22 protein-coding genes are annotated in these 16,800 nt (G+C 46.4%); 12 read left to right on the top strand and 10 right to left on the bottom strand.

Annotated elements, in window-relative coordinates; genetic code table 11:
• Window positions 1-9 precede the first annotated feature (9 nt).
• Together ftsA and LFX25_RS15320 are read right to left on the bottom strand one after the other, a co-directional pair.
• Window positions 10-1,239 (bottom strand): cell division protein FtsA, encoded by a 1,230-nt coding sequence (ftsA, locus tag LFX25_RS15325; protein ID WP_135573873.1) that lies wholly within the window; start codon window positions 1,237-1,239, stop codon window positions 10-12.
• A 1-nt stretch (window position 1,240) separates the two neighbouring features.
• Window positions 1,241-1,987, bottom strand: a complete 747-nt coding sequence (locus LFX25_RS15320) for a cell division protein FtsQ/DivIB (protein WP_118955043.1) — start codon at window positions 1,985-1,987, stop codon at window positions 1,241-1,243.
• 266 nt (window positions 1,988-2,253) lie between these two features.
• Between LFX25_RS15320 and LFX25_RS15315 the strand changes: the two genes are divergently transcribed.
• From LFX25_RS15315 to kdsB, 7 genes are all read left to right on the top strand, one after another.
• Window positions 2,254-3,054 carry an MlaD family protein gene (locus tag LFX25_RS15315; RefSeq protein WP_238730981.1) on the top strand — a complete coding sequence of 267 codons (801 nt, stop codon included), beginning with the start codon at window positions 2,254-2,256 and terminating at the stop codon, window positions 3,052-3,054.
• A gap of 327 nt (window positions 3,055-3,381) precedes the next feature.
• Window positions 3,382-4,482, top strand: a complete 1,101-nt coding sequence (locus LFX25_RS15310) for a glycosyltransferase (RefSeq protein ID WP_238730980.1) — start codon at window positions 3,382-3,384, stop codon at window positions 4,480-4,482.
• Between the two features lie 5 nt (window positions 4,483-4,487).
• The gene (locus LFX25_RS15305) at window positions 4,488-4,712 is read left to right on the top strand and encodes a flagellar FlbD family protein (RefSeq protein ID WP_118964293.1); all 225 of its coding nucleotides are present in this window, start codon (window positions 4,488-4,490) and stop codon (window positions 4,710-4,712) included.
• Window positions 4,713-4,718: 6 nt separating this feature from the next.
• The gene (locus LFX25_RS15300; RefSeq protein ID WP_017810132.1) at window positions 4,719-5,501 is read left to right on the top strand and encodes a motility protein A; all 783 of its coding nucleotides are present in this window, start codon (window positions 4,719-4,721) and stop codon (window positions 5,499-5,501) included.
• 15 nt (window positions 5,502-5,516) lie between these two features.
• Window positions 5,517-6,344, top strand: a complete 828-nt coding sequence (gene motB, locus LFX25_RS15295) for a flagellar motor protein MotB (RefSeq protein WP_118955051.1) — start codon at window positions 5,517-5,519, stop codon at window positions 6,342-6,344.
• Between the two features lie 40 nt (window positions 6,345-6,384).
• Window positions 6,385-6,909: a flagellar basal body-associated FliL family protein gene (locus LFX25_RS15290; protein WP_010573664.1), complete on the top strand. Its 525-nt coding sequence runs from the start codon at window positions 6,385-6,387 to the stop codon at window positions 6,907-6,909.
• The gene (gene kdsB / locus LFX25_RS15285; RefSeq protein ID WP_238730979.1) at window positions 6,909-7,649 is read left to right on the top strand and encodes a 3-deoxy-manno-octulosonate cytidylyltransferase; all 741 of its coding nucleotides are present in this window, start codon (window positions 6,909-6,911) and stop codon (window positions 7,647-7,649) included. Before LFX25_RS15290 ends, kdsB begins: the two co-directional genes overlap by 1 nt.
• Here the strand turns inward: kdsB and LFX25_RS15280 are convergent.
• From LFX25_RS15280 to LFX25_RS15265, 4 genes are all read right to left on the bottom strand, one after another.
• A complete protein-coding gene (locus LFX25_RS15280) occupies window positions 7,642-7,980 on the bottom strand; it encodes an STAS domain-containing protein (protein ID WP_118955053.1) in 339 nt (112 codons plus the stop codon). The genes kdsB and LFX25_RS15280 overlap by 8 nt on opposite strands.
• A 49-nt stretch (window positions 7,981-8,029) precedes the next feature.
• Window positions 8,030-8,245, bottom strand: coding sequence for a hypothetical protein (locus LFX25_RS15275; protein ID WP_238730978.1), 216 nt, complete (start codon window positions 8,243-8,245; stop codon window positions 8,030-8,032).
• A gap of 90 nt (window positions 8,246-8,335) precedes the next feature.
• Window positions 8,336-8,752 (bottom strand): c-type cytochrome, encoded by a 417-nt coding sequence (locus LFX25_RS15270; protein ID WP_238730977.1) that lies wholly within the window; start codon window positions 8,750-8,752, stop codon window positions 8,336-8,338.
• Between the two features lie 118 nt (window positions 8,753-8,870).
• Window positions 8,871-9,227 carry a Zn-ribbon domain-containing OB-fold protein gene (locus LFX25_RS15265; protein WP_238731623.1) on the bottom strand — a complete coding sequence of 119 codons (357 nt, stop codon included), beginning with the start codon at window positions 9,225-9,227 and terminating at the stop codon, window positions 8,871-8,873.
• Window positions 9,228-9,379: 152 nt separating this feature from the next.
• Between LFX25_RS15265 and LFX25_RS15260 the strand changes: the two genes are divergently transcribed.
• Window positions 9,380-10,426 carry an AraC family transcriptional regulator gene (locus tag LFX25_RS15260; RefSeq protein ID WP_238730976.1) on the top strand — a complete coding sequence of 349 codons (1,047 nt, stop codon included), beginning with the start codon at window positions 9,380-9,382 and terminating at the stop codon, window positions 10,424-10,426.
• A gap of 98 nt (window positions 10,427-10,524) precedes the next feature.
• Here LFX25_RS15260 and LFX25_RS15255 read toward each other — a convergent pair whose 3' ends face one another.
• The 4 genes from LFX25_RS15255 to LFX25_RS15245 all read right to left on the bottom strand — a co-directional run bounded on the left by LFX25_RS15255 (window position 10,525) and on the right by LFX25_RS15245 (window position 13,653).
• The gene (locus tag LFX25_RS15255; RefSeq protein WP_238730975.1) at window positions 10,525-11,034 is read right to left on the bottom strand and encodes a sterol desaturase family protein; all 510 of its coding nucleotides are present in this window, start codon (window positions 11,032-11,034) and stop codon (window positions 10,525-10,527) included.
• A 192-nt stretch (window positions 11,035-11,226) separates the two neighbouring features.
• On the bottom strand, window positions 11,227-11,349 hold the full coding sequence (locus LFX25_RS20820) for a hypothetical protein (RefSeq protein WP_255717830.1): 123 nt from the start codon (window positions 11,347-11,349) through the stop codon (window positions 11,227-11,229).
• A 278-nt stretch (window positions 11,350-11,627) separates the two neighbouring features.
• Window positions 11,628-12,692, bottom strand: coding sequence for an Lsa36 family surface (lipo)protein (locus tag LFX25_RS15250; protein WP_238730974.1), 1,065 nt, complete (start codon window positions 12,690-12,692; stop codon window positions 11,628-11,630).
• Between the two features lie 193 nt (window positions 12,693-12,885).
• On the bottom strand, window positions 12,886-13,653 hold the full coding sequence (locus LFX25_RS15245; protein ID WP_238730973.1) for a beta-ketoacyl-ACP reductase: 768 nt from the start codon (window positions 13,651-13,653) through the stop codon (window positions 12,886-12,888).
• 160 nt (window positions 13,654-13,813) lie between these two features.
• On the opposite strand from LFX25_RS15245, the gene LFX25_RS15240 reads away from it, so the two are divergent.
• The 4 genes from LFX25_RS15240 to LFX25_RS15225 all read left to right on the top strand — a co-directional run bounded on the left by LFX25_RS15240 (window position 13,814) and on the right by LFX25_RS15225 (window position 16,755).
• Window positions 13,814-14,521, top strand: a complete 708-nt coding sequence (locus LFX25_RS15240) for an alpha/beta hydrolase (RefSeq protein ID WP_238730972.1) — start codon at window positions 13,814-13,816, stop codon at window positions 14,519-14,521.
• Window positions 14,518-15,192, top strand: coding sequence for a hypothetical protein (locus LFX25_RS15235; RefSeq protein WP_238730971.1), 675 nt, complete (start codon window positions 14,518-14,520; stop codon window positions 15,190-15,192). The genes LFX25_RS15240 and LFX25_RS15235 overlap by 4 nt, the downstream gene beginning before the upstream one ends.
• Window positions 15,193-15,496: 304 nt before the next feature.
• On the top strand, window positions 15,497-15,922 hold the full coding sequence (locus LFX25_RS15230) for an FxLYD domain-containing protein (protein WP_238730970.1): 426 nt from the start codon (window positions 15,497-15,499) through the stop codon (window positions 15,920-15,922).
• Window positions 15,923-15,945: 23 nt separating this feature from the next.
• Window positions 15,946-16,755, top strand: a complete 810-nt coding sequence (locus LFX25_RS15225) for a prohibitin family protein (protein ID WP_238730969.1) — start codon at window positions 15,946-15,948, stop codon at window positions 16,753-16,755.
• Window positions 16,756-16,800 lie beyond the last annotated feature (45 nt).

Genomic DNA, 16,800 nt, shown 5'->3' with positions numbered 1-16,800 from the left:
AAGAACGGGTCAAAGATTGTCTTCAATCCATCTTCTGATTTTTTTCGTCCAACCTTCCGAACGATCCACGGATTTCTGATCCATGTCCGTCATTCTATCTGCGTATTTGATCATTCCGATCACCGTCGAAAATTCGGGAGAAGACGCTTTTTCCGCAAGTCCGCTGATTCCGCCCGGTCTTGCCCTGGATGCCGTTAGACGAAACACGTCCTCGGCGAGAGTGTCGATTCCTTCCAGAAGGCTTCCTCCTCCGGTAAGAATCACTCCTCCCGCGAGAAGTCCTTTTTTGCCGGACTTTTCCAGCTCACGATCCGCCATTTCGAAGATTTCCCGCATTCTCGGTTCGATTATGGAAACGAGTTCTTCTCTAAGAACTTGTCTTGCGGGTCTTCCGCTGATCGGAGGGATTTCGATCGTTTCGGTTGGATCGATTTCCGAAAGGACGGTATGACCGTATCTTTTTTTGAGAAGTTCCGCGGTTTCCAATGTCGTTTTGAGTCCGATGGAAATGTCGCTTGTGACGTTGATTCCTCCGAACGGAATCACGGAAGAATACGAAATTCCACCGTCCACGTAAACGATCAGATCGCAGATTCCCGCGCCTATGTCTAGAACAGCGGTTCCTAAATCCTTTTCTCCCGAAGTTAAGACGGCTTCGGAAGAGGCAAGGCTGGAAAGAATCATGACCTCGCAGGCGAGCCCCGATGATTCAACACATTTTTCTAAATTATGAATTGCTGTTATACCCGCGGTTACTATGTGAACTTCGGCTTCGAGTCGAACTCCTGTCATTCCGATCGGATCGCGGATGCTCGTTTGATCGTCCACCGAGAATTCCTTGGAAAGGACGTGCAGGATCTGCTGATCGGCCGGAACGCGGATCGCCTGTGCGGCTTCGATCACTCGAACGACGTCCGGTTCCGTTACGGTTCGATCTCGGTTCGTGATAGCGACCACACCTTTGGAATTGTCCGCTTTTACCGTTTTGCCGGTGATGTTCACCGCAACGGAAGAAATTTCCTGACCGGACATGAGTTCCGCTTCGCTCACCGCTTCGATGATGGAGCGTGTAGTGGATTCTATATTGATGATGGATCCGTTTTTAACGCCTGAGGAAGGATACGCTCCGGTTCCGATGATTTCGACTTCGTATTCGGAAATAGGACGGGCAACGACCACTTTCGTCAAAGAGGTTCCTAAGTCCAACGCGGCGATGATTCTATCTCTCGGTTCCAACATATCAGTGATAGACCGCGTCTTCTCCTCTGATGTCTACAAGCTCGGATTGGATCTTGTCTTTTTCAAAATATGCTAATATAGCGTAGAGCTTTCGTACTTGGTCCCTGTGAAGAAGGGTTCCGATTTGGATTCTTAATTGAATCGGTTCGTCCGCGAAAAAGAAAATTTCTCCGTCTTCCTGCAGAAGAACCTCGGAGATTCTCGGCTTTAAAGCCGGATACATGCGGAAGGCTTGTTCGACGGAATTGTAAAGATCGCGGAAACTCGCGTCTTGGATAAAGCCGTTTTTGATCGGGAAGTTTCCGGAAAGCACACAAAGATCTTTTTCGCGCACGTCGTCTTTGGAAAGAAGTCGTAACTCCGAATCGATTTCGTAAAGATGTCCGTCCGAGTTTACGATATAGGAAGCCTTGCGTTCCGTAAGTTCGATGAGAAGTTGATCTTCCGACTTTTTGGTGATTCGGGCGGAGTTCACTCGGGGAAGTCTGGAAAGTCTTTTTTCCAGAAGATCCAAGTCCAGCGTATCAAAGGAGGTTCCGGGTTGAATTTCCAGCATTCTTACGATTTCTTCCGTTTTGAGCTTTTCGTGCCCCGTTATGATCAACTTATTCAATTCCCGGGGAATTCCTTGAAAGCCGAACCCGAGAATCATTCCAATGCTCAAAATACCGATGAGTAGAGCTAAAAGGAGAATATTTCTCCTTTTCTGTACGAATTCTCTTAGAAAGTCAATCAGATTATGTCTCATCGTAATTTCTACGTGGAAATTTCTTCCTGGTTCCAATATCGGGATCTGCGGTCGGAAGTACAGCCCGTTTTTTGATCCTTGGTTTTACGGAGTAGGTTTCGCTTTAGAAAAGATTTGCCGGTTTTACGATGGGGTTCCATTCTCAGAGGAAGAAACGGGTCGTAAGTACGAATCGGAATTTTGAGAAATGCAGGAGTTCCTACATTTTTCCTAAAAGGACGGAACAACGACGTTTTGAAATCCGATCTTAATAAAGTCCACAGATTATGAATCTTACCAAACACACGGCGGTCCTAACGGGCGTTACCTTCTTTCTCGCTTTTTCGATGGCGATGTATATGTCCGTGATTGAAAAGGCCGGAACGAAGGACCAATATCCCTACACGATGAAAATTTATTATCCCCGTTTGGAAGGAATTCATCCCGGAGCGCCGGTGCGGATCTTGGGAGTGGAACAGGGAATCGTGTTGAGTCTCGATGTGGTTCCGATCGACGAGGTCGGAGATCAAAGATTCCTGAACAAGGATCAGACGAAGGCAATCGAAATCGTGATTCGCCTCAAAGAACCGATCACTCTTTGGGACAATTATAAGATTACATTTCAAACCAATACGATTCTTTCGGGAAGAACCATCGACATCGATCCGGGTTCGTCGGAAAAGGAAGACACGACTTTCTTTCAACCGACATATCTGGAGGAGGAACAACGACCTCCCGACTTTCTTCCTTCGGCCGATTACTTTGAGGATTTCTTTGCGGCTTCCACCGGTGTGATCCGAGAAAATCGGGAAGACATCCGCACTTCTTTCAATAACTTTTATGAGATTTCGGAAAAGCTGAAATCGAACCGAGGAACGATTCCTCAGTTGATCCATTCTCCCGAAACCTACGATAATGTGTTGGAACTCCTCACCGACGCGAGAATTTTCGGCAACGACGCGCGTCGTTATACGGAAGGTTATCGTAAGTTGGAACGTTCCGCGCCGACTCCGTTTACGATCAATTTGTATCGTCGGACCACTTTGATCGGCAGCGTCGGAAACGATTATTACTTCGGGAAGTTGTAAGAGTTCCCACACTTTCATGAGTCGCCGGACGACGAACGGAATCCCGGGGAAAACGAAGGAGTTCCCACACTCCCGTTGCACGGCAAAATCAACGGACCACGACCCGCAAGCGATACGAAAGGCTTGGTCCGAAAGAAACCCCGTTTCGTTTTTGAGAATGCCGTCAGAATCTACTTTTTGCGGGCCGCCCTTTCGGACCGAGCGGGACTCCGCGAGCCTGGAGTAGCGCGACGGCGAAGCCGATGCGGCCGCCGATCAACTTCTTATCGTATGAGTTCCCACACTTTCCCGCCGAGGAGAATCTCCGATCCTGCCGATACATCCAATATGAAAGTTGCCATCATTCATGACTGGTTGAACGGAATGCGGGGTGGAGAATTGGTCCTCGATTCTCTCTTAAAAATTTATCCGACAGCCGACTTGTTCACGTTATTCTACACGCCCGGAAAGTTGAACGCTCGCATCGAACAAAGAAAGATCACAACCGCGTTTACCAACAACCTTCCGTTTAAGGATTCCAAGTATCGATGGTATCTGCCCTTATTTCCCACGGCGATCGAGTCTCTCGATCTGAAGGGATACGATCTCGTGATTTCTTCTTCGCATTGTGTCGCTAAGGGAGTGATCACCGATCCGGACTCGATCCATTTCAGTTATGTGCATTCTCCGATGCGTTATGTTTGGGATTTGTATTACGATTATTTTCCCGCCCGCAAAGGACTGAAGTTTTTCGCGTTTGAAGCGATCTCCAATTATCTCCGAACCTGGGACGTGGCCTCCGCTTCGAGAGTGGATTCGTTCTGGTCCAACTCCGAGTTCGTCGCAAGAAGAATCCAAAAGTTTTATAGAAGAGATGCGAAGGTCATCTTTCCTCCTTGTCTTCCCGAAAAATGGAAGGTCGTTTCGGAAAACAAAGACGACTTCTATCTCATCGTATCCGCATTCGCTCCCTACAAAAGAATCGACCTTGCGATCGAAACATTCCGTAAAAACGGCAAACGTCTCGTTCTAATCGGAGGCGGACAAGAATTTAAAAAACTCACTTCGGATCTTCCTAAGAATATCGAAGTGCTTCCGCATCTCAAACGCGACGAGGTTTTGGAATATTACAAAAAGGCAAAGGCCTTCCTCTTTCCGGGAATGGAAGATTTCGGTATTGCCCCCGTGGAAGCGCAGGCGTATTCGACTCCGGTCATCGCTTACGGAAAGGGCGGCGCTCTGGAAACCGTCGTCGACGGAAAAACGGGAATCTTTTTCAAAGAACAAACGGTGGATTCTTTTCAGGCGGCAATCGATCGGGCGGATCGGATTTCCTGGAAAACCGCCGATTTTCAAAAGAACGTAAGCCGTTTTACCGAGGAAAAATTCATTATCGAAATCCGCAAGCAGGTCGAGAATAGAATCAGAACTCCAAGGAAAAAAGGATAAACGTTTTGATTTTGCTCCACAGACTGAAAGGGGATGAGTTCGTATTAAACGCTTCGCATATCGAAAGCTTAGAAGCGAATCCGGATACTACGATCACTCTTTCCAACGATAGAAAATATGTGGTCAAGGAATCCGTGCCCGAAGTTATCGAAAAAATTTTAGAATATAAGAAGCGGATTCTCGTTTTTCCTTTGGGATCTTCTCCGGATCAGTTCAAAAGGGTGGAATAAAATATCATGGATTTTGGAACAGTAGTCGGTTTAGGTGCGGCGTGTGTCCTGATGATTTTCGGGATTATCTCCGCGGGTTTAACTCCGTTAGACCTTTTTGACGTTCCTTCGATTTTGATTACCTTCGGCGGTGCGACAGCCGGAACGATCATGGCCGTACCTTGGGAATCCACTCTTGCGGTCGGAAAGGTAACACAAAAGGTGTTTAGAACCGAAAAACACGATTTGATCGAACTCATCAAAACGTTAGTCTCCTTCTCCGAAAAAGCGAGAAGGGAAGGTCTTCTCGCGCTCGAAGACGACGTAAACGAACTTCCCGACGAATTCTTACGCAAAGGAATCACTCTCGTCGTGGACGGAACGGACCCCGAACTCGTTCGTAACATCATGGAAACCGAAATGGGCAACATCGCTTCCCGTCACAATAACGGAAAGGCTTGGTGGGAAAACTGGGGCGCCTTGGCTCCGGCCTTCGGGATGATCGGGACTTTGATCGGTCTCGTTCAGATGTTGAAGAACCTCGGTTCCGGCGACCCTTCGGCGATCGGAACGGGGATGGCGGCGGCTTTGATTACGACGTTGTACGGATCGATGGGCGCCAACATGTTCGCGATTCCCGTGATGAAAAAACTCATGCGTAAATCCGAAGACGAACTTACGATCAAACAAATCATGATCGAAGGAACTCTTTCGATTCAATCCGGGGACAACCCGAGAATCGTAAAGGATAAACTGTCATCGTTCCTTCCTCCTTCGGAAAGAGACGTTCTCAAGGACGACAGCGAGTAAACTCGGGCTTTCACTATGGCAAAAGCAAAATGTCCGGAATGTATTCAGAATATCCCCGAGTATATGCTCACATACGGGGATATGGTGACGTTGCTTCTTTGCTTCTTCATCATGCTTTATACCACCGGTAAAACGAACGCGATCGAAATGCAGATCATTCTTTCCGCATTCAAGACCACGACCGGATTTTTCGACGGAGGTCAGACTCTTTCGAAAGGACGTCTCGAAGAGATGGGAATGAACATCGAAAGTCTCCCTTCTCAAACCACCGGAAAGGCGTTATCAAAATCCAAAAAGTTAGCGACCGAAATTTTCAAACCGGAAGTGGAGGCGGGCAAGGTGAAGATCACCGAGGACGAACGAGGATTGATCATCTCTCTCGTAAGTGCGGATTATTTCAATCCTGGTTCGGCGGTTTTAACCGATTCGATCAAGATCGCGCTTCGAAAAGCGAGTTCGCTTATCAAAGAATTGGATCGTTTCGTTCGCGTGGAAGGACATTGCGACGCGGACGCGGTCAACCCGGGAGTTCCGCCGGGAAAAGAAGAACGGGCTTATATCAACAACTGGGATCTCGCGGGAGCGAGAGCGATCAACTCCACCGATTATATCATCAATGTGGAGAAGCTCGATCCTTCCTGGTTTCAAGCCGTGAGTTTCGGAGCGTTCCGGCCTTTGGTCGTGGAATATACGGGAACTCCCGAAGCGAAAGCGTACAATCGTAGAATCGATATCGTAATTATGACCGATAAGTCAACCAAGAGAAGTCCTTACGAAACCAACTTCGGGCTTCCAAAAACGAAAATACCCGGCTCCGAGTCCAGCGTTCCTGGCAAAGAGTGATCGGAAGAACAACTAACGTCAAGATTCAGGAGGCAGACCCATGGGTGATGCGGAAATAGACGAGGAAGAAGGCGGGCTACCCGCGGCCGAGGGGGGCGGTGGTACGTCTCCCATTATCAAATGGCTTCTTTATGTGGCGGGAGCCATTTTCGGAATTATCATCGTCGCGATCATAGCGATGGTAGTCGCGAAACAAACGGCGACGAGCACTTTCAAACAGATGAAGAACGTCGCTTTGGTAAAACCTCCTCCGCCGCTCGCGAACTACAACTTCACGGAAGAATTTCGGATTAACACTTCGGACAAAGGCGAGGCGCACTTCGTAAAGATGAAACTCGCGTTCGGAATCGCGAAGGAAGATCAGACCTTATCCGCGGAACTCGCGGAAAGAAACGCGCAGATGCGCGACTTGATCAACCTGATCGTGGGAAGAAAGTCCAAGGACGAACTCATCAACATCGAGGATCAATTGGATCTTCGGGAAGAGATCAAGGCTCAGGTGAATCACATTCTTACCGAAGGAAAAATTCAGGAAGTTTACTTCACGGAATTTATCGTCAACTGATGAGAAAAATTCTCGGTGTGATTCCGGCGCGTTATGCGAGCTCCCGTTTTCCGGGTAAACCTCTCGCTAAGATCGGAGATAAAACGATGATAGAATGGACGTATCGGAACGCCTCCCGGTCGACCACTCTATCCGAGTTGGTCGTCGCGACGGACGACGAAAGAATCCACGATGTCGTATTAGCATTCGGCGGTAAAAGCGTCATGACGAGCGCGGATCATCCTTCCGGAACCGATCGAATCATCGAAGTTGCCGAAAAGTTTCCCGAATTTAGCGTGATCGTAAATATCCAAGGAGACGAGCCCGGAATCGAGCCCGAGTTGATCGACGGGGTGGCAAGCCTCAAAGCTTCTCATCCGGAATGGACGATGAGTACGGCGGCTGTTCCGATGTTGGACCCTTTTCATGGAACCGATCACCATCGGGTCAAAGTCATTTTTGATCAGAACGGAAAGGCCATCTACTTTTCCAGATCTCTCATTCCGAGTCAGTTCAAAGCGACCGTTCCTCTCTATCGTCATATAGGAATTTACGGATACGATCGGGATTTTCTGTTGAAATACAATTCTTTGCCGAAGAGCAATTTGGAAGAATCCGAATCTCTCGAACAACTGAGGGCGATCGAAGCGGGTTACGGGATCGGCGTATTTCTGGCAAAAGAAGCGGGACTTTCCGTGGACACGCCCGCGGATTTGGAGATCGTAATCGAGGATTTTAAAAAACGAAAGTGGGTTACTTAAGAGCTTCTTGCAGAGAATTGTGGATTAACACGAAGTCGGTTAATCCGACGATGTCCATCACCTTTCTGAAATGTTCGTTCAGACCGGCGAACTCGATTTTTCCTTTTGTTTCCGACGCTCTTGTAATGAGACTGATGAGAGTCGCGATTCCCGCCGAATTGATGTATGAAGTTCCCTGAAAGTTGAGAATCACTCTATTTCTTTTTTCTGCGGGAATGGATTCGTATTTTCCAACGATTTCCTCATCCGCTTCCGAAGTGATTTCTCCTTCGATATGGATGATGGGAACTGACACGGAAAGATCTACGAAAATTTTGAAGTCGTCGGACATAAGAAATCTATCAACTAAAAATCGCTAAATTCCATTAAAGTCAATCGAATTACGCATAATTTCCGAGTTCGATTTCGGACAATTGGTCAAATTGTCGCCCGCATTTTTTACAATAAAATTTAACTGCTCGGGGTTTGGAGGAAATCCCAAAAAGGATTAAAAAGATTCCGAGTTTGGTATATGTTTTTTCTTCGCGAGAGTTGGGAGAGGTTCTGCTGATTCCGCAGTCTTCGCCGCAAGGCGGCAGTGTTTTGGATTGATTCACAAGAATAACATGGATTGAAGGTTTAAAAAATTCCAGTCGAAAAAGGGAAGAAGGGCCGGAAAACGAACGCTTCCCGACCCGAAGAAAATCTTAGTTTTGAGAAAGGTGAACTACGTATTTTGCAAGTAGTTTCAGATTCTCATCACCTAAGAACTTGTAAGCGACCATCGGACTTCCGGCAATCCCGTTGTTCAGAGTTTTTAGAACTCCGGCTTCCGTATTTCCGTTTTTCCACTGTCCGGCCGGAGCCTTATAGTTACGAGGTTTCGGATTGAGACTTGCCGCAGCGGCTCCGTCCCCAGCTCCTTTTTCACCGTGACAGGAAGCGCAGTTTTGTAAAAAGATTTCCTGTCCTTTTTGAAGTTCGGGGCTGAGAGCGGAAGCGGTTTCGGTCGCGGCAGGTGCGGAAGTTTCGGCCGGTTTTTCGGACTTATCTCCACAGTTCAAAAACAGAACCAGAGAGGTAAGAGCGATCACGATGGAAATGATCATATTTTTGGAGTTCATCGAAAATCACCTCTATTTATTGCGAACCAGCTTATCGTACGAGGAAATTTCACGATAGGATTTTTTTGTCAGGCAAATGTCACGGGACTTGATTTTTCTCAAGTTCCGAAAAATCCAATTACGCCGGGTGGAAGATGAAACCCGTTCCGGATTCTTCTTTTTGAAAGCGTACGGGAAGATCGATCTTTACGGATTCGGTTACAGGAACACCGGAAACTTCTCCCTCCAAGATTCCCATCGTTTTGATTCCTTCCTCAAGTTCCACAACCGCTAATACGTACGGCGCTCTTTTTGCAAGATGACCGAAACCTACGTGAACCACGGTATAGGTGTAGATTTTTCCGAGTCCGCTGAACCGGGTTTCGGAAATCTTGGAACTCCCGCACTGCGTACAGGCGACCAAAGGTTCGGTCATTTGAAAACCGCAGGAATCGCACTTCTTTCCTTTCAAAATTTCTAATATAGTTCCGGACATTTTAAACCCTCTGAAGAATGGGAATACGGCCCGCTTTTGATTGCACTTCTTTTTTTGATTTGTCTTTTCAGGCAAATCCGGTTTCGTAAGGTAAGAATTCACGGCGAGGTCTAAAAAAGACAGGACGTAGGATCGGATTTATCGGGTGCGAAATGTTTGAAATGACGAATTTGATTCTTTTCTGTAAGGCGATTACGATCGCACAACTGAGTTTTTTGATTCTTAACTTTTTAGTGAGAATGAAGGCGACAACCCAAGGGATTTTCGGAAGTTTATTTTTATCCAGTTTGATCGCGTATTTTATCTGTCCGATGCTACGTCACTCGGAGGCGAATCCGGCCGTATTTCTACTCGTTCACGTCGGCTGCTATTCGGTTTCCTTCTTTTTTTACCTTTTCGTTTCGAGTTTGTTTGTGGATCGCTTTCGTCCGAGTTTTCTGCACGGAGTATCGTTTCTTTTGATCAATGCGTTCTGTTTTTACGTGTTCGTTTTTTCGAAAACGTATTATGAAACTTCGATTTTTTCCAAAATTCTTTTTAGCGCGCCTCAGTTGATATTTTTGACGCTTCTTCTATTGGCGTTGGGAAACGTATTAAAAGATAAGAATATTGATTTGATCGAATCCAGAAGGGAATTCCGGGTTCTTTTCGTTTTCGTAACCGGCGCGTACGCGATCTCCGTCGTTTTGATCGAATTGATTCTCAAATACTCCGACTATTCCGCGGAGCTGGATTTAGTGAATTCGTTCTTGATCATGATCCTTGTTTTTTTCTTTTCCTTTAAACTTTTCGAATTTCGGGAAAATACGTTTTTGATTCCGGATCGAAAAAAAGAAGAACCTTTGGACGAGGTTTTATTCAAAAAATTGAATTCACTTTTGGAAGAGGAAAAGATATATCTCATGGAGAATCTGACGATTTTGAAGCTGGCTCAAAAAATCGGAGTTTCCGAAAAGAAAATCCGCAGGTTGATCAACCAAGGTCTCGACTATAGAAATTTCAACGAATTCTTAAATCATTATCGAATCCGGGAAGCGAAGGCGATCTTATCGGACCAGACAAAGAACGACATTCCCGTTTTACGGATCGCGATGGATCTCGGTTACGGTTCTTTGGCGCCTTTCAATCGCGCGTTTAAGGAAATTGCCGGAACCACACCTTCCGATTTTAGAAAGCAGGTTCCGCAACTGAAACGATAAGAAAGAAACCGAAGAAGCGCAGATCCGCTCGGAATCCGATTTCGTTCTTAACGTTCGTTTTATCGAAACACGTTTTTCGATCGATCGGATCGGCGTTTTTAATTCGCTCCGAGTTCGATTTCCTCCGAAACACCCGCATCTTTTTCTTCCGTGATCTTGTTAAAGGTTTTCTCATATTCCGGATGAATCGTTCCGAATATCTCGTCCCAGATCGTCGTATAGAGTCCGAAATTGTAACGAAAGAATTGGTGATGCATATCGTGATTCGTGTTCGTGTTGATATATTTCAGGATTCGATTGGAAAGAAACCAGCGGGGAAACATTTCGTAACCGCTGTGTCCCAATACGTTTCTGACGATCTGAAACGTCATCGAAATCAATAAAGCCAACGTATGAACGGGAAACAGCGAAACGACGATCGGCAGAATCAGCGCGTGTATGAACGCTTCTCCCGGACTAAACGAATAAGCGGTCCAAGGAGAAGGCGTAACCGATTCGTGATGAACTTTATGAAATGCCTTGAAGAGCAGACGAGTGTGCATCAAACGGTGAGTCCAGTAAAAGTAAAAGTCTTGGATCACCAAAATGAGAAGAGCGCTGAAAAACAAATAACTCCATCCGTGTTCTTGGATGTCGTCATAAAATCGGAAATAACCGAATTTTCGAAAAAATAAAACGGTAAGAGTTACCGCCGTATAAACCGTAACTGAGGAAATCGAATAGAGGAATTCTTTTCGAAACTGAGACGGTTGCGCTTGTTTAGCCTGAATCTTTCTGTTTTGAAAGGGATGTTTCCATACCTACAGAACTACGAAGGCGACGCCCGCAAACACGAAGTAGCGGAGAAAATCGATGAGAAAGACTTTCGGTATGTGTGGAAGTAACTCGACCGCGGTTTGAATCCATTGAGATTGTTCGTTCATTGTTTTTTCCTTTCGTTCGGGTTTTTCTCCGAACTTTCGGAAATAGTAAAACGCATTTCCGGCTTCTTTTCTTATCGAATCTTGACAAAAGCCGATCGAAGCCGGATTCGATCAGTCTTTTTGGATTAAAAAGCCGTAGTGAAAGGGAGTTAAACCGATCGGCGTTGGGGAATCGATTCGGAAGCGCGCCGATTTTGCCCAGAGAACCATATCTTCCGGTTCGGGACTTTAAGAACCGAAAGAAAATCCAAAAGAAGATTTGCGAAAACCGAGAACATTCAAAAACGATAGAATACGCCCGCGCTGACCGATTCCGAATTTTTATTTTTCAGAACTTCGATTAGAAAGTTCGCTCTTCCGAAGGTAAATTCCATACCGAAGGTTCCGTACCAGTTTGTATGATCGATGGAAAGATTCCGTTCCAAGCTTAGGAAAGCGAGAGTAGGGTTGGTTAAAAAATCGTCCCGATTGTTTGCGGAAGAAAGAGCGACGTTTCGATCCACTTGAATGTTCAACGTTCCGCGGTTGTACATCGCGCCCAAACCGCCGTAAAGAGTGAAAAAGCCGATCGACTCCGCGTAACGAACGTCCAAGGTCGCCGAATAAATATTAGAATTGTATGTTAGATCGTTGATTCCGATCCACTTTCTTCTTTGACCGCCGAGATTGATATTTGTCGGTTTACGATCGTAAGAATGAAGACTTACCGTCTGCAACGATTGATACAAACCGAACCCGAACGAAAGTCCGCCCTTTGTTTCCTCTCCGAAAGAATTCTTCGCTTCCGCAAACGGGAAAAAACGAAGATTCAGACCGGAGTTCGCCACTTTGCCGTGCAGATCCGTTTTTCTGAGTTTTAAAAAAGGAACGTTTTGTTCGGAAAGTTGATACGGAAAATAATGAAAGTGAAGATCCCATTTGGATAAAAACGGACTCGGTTTGTCAAAGAGCGAGCCCAGGTTGACTCCGAAACTGATCGAAGGAGAAGCCGCGATTCCCTGCTTCGGGAGCTCCCGAAGTTCCGAGTTCTCAAACAGATAATTCCGCGGACTTAGGTTGGTTCTCGCGATCGAATAACCGATTCCGATTCTCCCTTGATCGAGTTTGTTCCCGCCTAACAAAGATGAGTTGATGTTCTGCAGGACGGCCGCTTCTCCCATCGAAAGAAGGAATTCCTTCGTATAAACCGCGTCCAAGGCCGGATCGACGAGATTTGCTCCCAACGCGATTTCCGCCGGGATGGAAGCGCATTCGACGCCGACACAAACCGCCTCGGAAAATACGGATTTTGCGGACGAGAATACGATCAAAGATAGCAGTATTAAGAATGCGTAACGTTTCAAGTTAGGAACAGCTTGTAAAAACCGGATTCTTAGGAAAGCGTTTTACGTTAAGAAGAATAAACGGAATTGTTTGGAAAAAGAAAGAACTAGATTTCGTGATACAAAAGCGTTCGAAATGCGCAGCGAGCCGTTCAAACAACGCGGAGAACAAAATCAGGATTGCTCGAGATTCTTCTCTCCGCGTGTTTCCATCTTACATTCCGATCGCGGCGCCGCCGTCGACTCTCAAATAAGTTCCGGTAATGTAATTGGACTGATCGCTTAGGAAAAATTTCACCGCGTTTGCGATCTCTTGTTGTGTTCCCGGTCTACGAAGAGGAATGAACATCGGATCGGTGAGTTTCTTTTGAACTTCTTCCGGAAGGGAGGCGGTCATATCGGTTTGAACGTAACCCGGACAAACCGCGTTTACGAGAACGTTTCTTCCCGCAAATTCTCTCGCGGCAACTTTCGTAAGAGCGATCACTCCCGCTTTGGAAGAGGAGTAGTTCGCTTGTCCCGGTTGTCCCGTAAGTCCCGAAACGGAGGAGATGTTTACGATTCTTCCGGACTCGGCTTTGAGAAGAAGTTTGGACGCATACTTGGTCATCAAGAAAACTCCCTTCAAGTTTACGTCGAGAACGAAGTCGAATTCCTGCTCGGACATTCTCATGAAAAGATTGTCCTTCAATACTCCGGCGTTGTTCACGAGAAAGTCGAGTTTTCCGAATTTATCTTTTACACCGGCGATGACCGCGTCGCAGTCGTCCGGTTTGGTGACGTTGCAGGGAATTCCCAACGTTTTTACGCCGAATTCTTTCGCGATATCGGCGGCCGCTTGTTCGATATGTTCTTTGTTTAAGTCGACGACTACTATGTCGCCTCCTTCTTTTGCGATTGTATTTGCGATCGCTCTTCCGAGACCGCGCGGAGACGCCGCTCCGGTAACGAGTGCTACTTTCCCTTCGAATTGTTTAGACATGATTTCCCTCGCGTCGAGTTTCTAATTGGCTTTCCATTTCCGCGGGAGAAATAGAATTGCCAAGTAAAAACTTTCTCTCGAATTTCCTTTGCCTTTTCAAATTGCAACGGTAGACTCGTTAGATGAACATTCTTTCATTTCGTTTTTGGAGAATTTAGACATGCAATCTTCTTACAATCGCCCTTTGGAGATGGTCGGCCCGATCGAAGCAGTTCATTTGCCCGGTAATCCGGACGCTTTCACTGTGATTTTGTTTCACGGTTACGGAGCGAACGCGTACGATCTTTCTCCTCTCAGCGCCTATTTGGATCTTCCCGACGGAACGAATTGGCTTTTCCCCAACGGCGTGTTGGAGATTCCTGTTATGCCCGGTTATAACGGAAGGGCTTGGTTCCCGATCGACATGGAAGCTTTACAACGAGCGATGATGACCGGCGGGTATCGCGATTTTTCGGATCGTTATCCGGCAGGTTTGGAAAGCGCTCGCGAGAAGGCCGTCGAGATGATCCGCAGTTTAGGAGTCTCTATGGACAAGGTGATCCTTGGAGGTTTCAGTCAAGGCGCGATGCTCGCAACGGACATAGCGCTTCATTCCGAAATTTCTCCGGCAGGTTTGCTGATTCTTTCGGGGACGTTGATCAGTGAAACGGATTGGAAGCGCCTTGCGGAAAAAAAGAAGGACTATAAGTTTTTTCAAAGTCACGGAAGAATGGATCCGGTCCTCGGTTATCCCGCCGCAAAAAAACTCGAACAACTGTTAATCGGAGCCGGATGGAAAGGGGAAATGATCGCTTTTCCGGGTGGACATGAAATTCCAGAGATCGTACTTAGGGGTATGAACCTGTATCTCAGGAACATCACCGGATGACGAAACTTGTAGAGAAATACATCGCTTTAAAAAACAAATATCGAAATTACGATACCAAAGAAGCCCTCAAACGAATGCAGGCCTTTCGCATTGCGCTGAAAGAACTCGAAGACAAGGGCTTTCATACGGGCGTGGAAATCTTGGGATCGATCAATTTCGGAATCGTGGAAACCGCTTCCGATATCGATTGTATTCTCCTTCATTTTTGCGATCTTCATAAAGAAACGGAATGTCCCGAATATTGTCCGAATTTTCTCTACGAAACCGAAGAAATCAAAGCCTCTCTTTGCAAACGTCTGAAAGACGATCACCTCAAAGTCGAATTCTTGGATTGTATCAATCTAAGAATGGTGGAGAAGGCGATGGAACAGAAGGACACGTTGAAGGACAGCGATCTTCTCAAACGCCTGATGTTCTACAGAACGATCGGAAGACCGGTCAATCGTCCTTTGTTTATACCGTATTGCGAAAAGCTGGAAGAAAACGAAGAATACATCCAAGACATTTTGGATTGGGGTTCGGAAGCGCTCGCGGATTATCTGAGAACTTCGCGTCATCGATTTTCGTTCAGCAAATACAACGAACGGATCGAGAGTTCCGGCCTTCAACTTCCTCCCGGACTCAAAGAAGAATTGAAAAGTTATCTCGACGAGGTTCCGGAAAGCGGATGAGAATCGGACTGAGGGGAATCCTCGCGAATTTCTTATGGGAAGTACTATGTCGGACGTACGACGATTCCGTCGTAAAATTTTTCGAACCCTGCTGCGCGAGCGACGTGCTGAGTTTTTCCCGGATTTTTGGCGGCGGGAAAAACTCAATCTCGGTCTCTACGGATCGCGAGCGTTATCGGAGAATCATATTTTTTGCAAGTAAAAAGCCTCATTCTTGTCGGAACATTCGGAAAAATTTGGAAACGGTTCGGAATACGGTTTCCGTTTTTTGAATAGAATGATACGCTTTTAAGTCGAGTATCTTATGAATCATCCACCCGATCACACCGACTTATCCGGCAAAAGAACTTCCTTACTCAATCCGCAACGAATCGTCTTCGATGTTTTCTCCCGTCTCGTTCTTCTTGTATTGGTTCCGGTTCTTCTCTGGAGCAAACCGCAGGGAGAATTCACCTTGGACGGAAAATTCAAATATTATAACGTCGGATTACAGGATCAGTTCACCTATCTTGAGATCAACGGACAAATCGAAAACCTTTCCGGCAAGGATTATTCCGAAGCGTTCTTTACGATGAACATTTACGATAAGGAAGACAATCTTTTGGAATCTTGTCAGTTTGCGATCCAAGGTTTGCCTGCCGGACACAAACGGGATTTTTACGCGAGCGCCAAGTTCGTGGATATGAAGCTGATCAAACGTTTTACGATCGAATTCGAAGGCAGTAACTAAAAAAGGGATATAAGAGTTTACTTATGAACAAGAATCAATTTTTTCTCGCGTTACTTTTGGTTTTCACCTTAAACTGCGGTTCCACCGTTCATCCGGGACAGATCGGATTATTCTGGAAGCCGTTCGGAATCACGGACGTTGGACTCAGCAAAGATCCCGTGTTGAACGGATTTTACTGGCTTCTTCCCTGGAACGATATTTATACCTATTCCACGCAATGGGATTCTCATAAGGAGAAGGTCGACGTTTTGACGAACGACGACTTGAAGATAGACGTCCAGGCTGTGATCATTCTCCGTCCGATCCGCGATGAAATCTATCAGCTTCACGTGGAAGTGGGACCGGAATATTATAGAAGTATTGTGCAGCCAGAGTTCCGCGCTTCCATTCGGAACGTGGTTTCGCATCATCAGATGATTCAGATTTCTAAGAACAGCGCGGTGTTGGCCCGCGACATTAAAACCGCGGTTGTGGAACGGACCAAAGGAAAACATATCGAAGTGTTCGACGTGATTCTGGACGACATCGAATATTCACCGAATATGCTGCACGCGATCGAGGCGAAGCTGACCAAACAACAGGAACTCGAACAACAGAAATACGAACTTGAGATCGCGGAAAAAAATATCGAGATCGCCAAAAAAAAAGCGAGAGCCGATGCGGAGGCACAGTTGATCCGCGCCGACGCACAGGCGAAATCTCAGGCGATCATCAACGACAAACTGACGACCAAATATCTTCAGTACAAATCTTTTGAAAGTCCCAATTCTAAATTGATATTCGTTCCGCAAGGAAAAGACAATCTTCCGATCGTGGTCAATCCGAAGGAGTGACGATCGCAGTCGGCACGAAATTCATTTTTAAACGATCTCGTCGCA

Origin of the sequence: Leptospira sanjuanensis (assembly GCF_022267325.1) — a bacterium.
Taxonomy (GTDB): Bacteria; Spirochaetota; Leptospiria; order Leptospirales; family Leptospiraceae; genus Leptospira; species Leptospira sanjuanensis.
The sequence above is the reverse complement of the archived record's forward strand: the minus strand, read 5'-3'. Positions and strand labels throughout refer to the sequence as shown.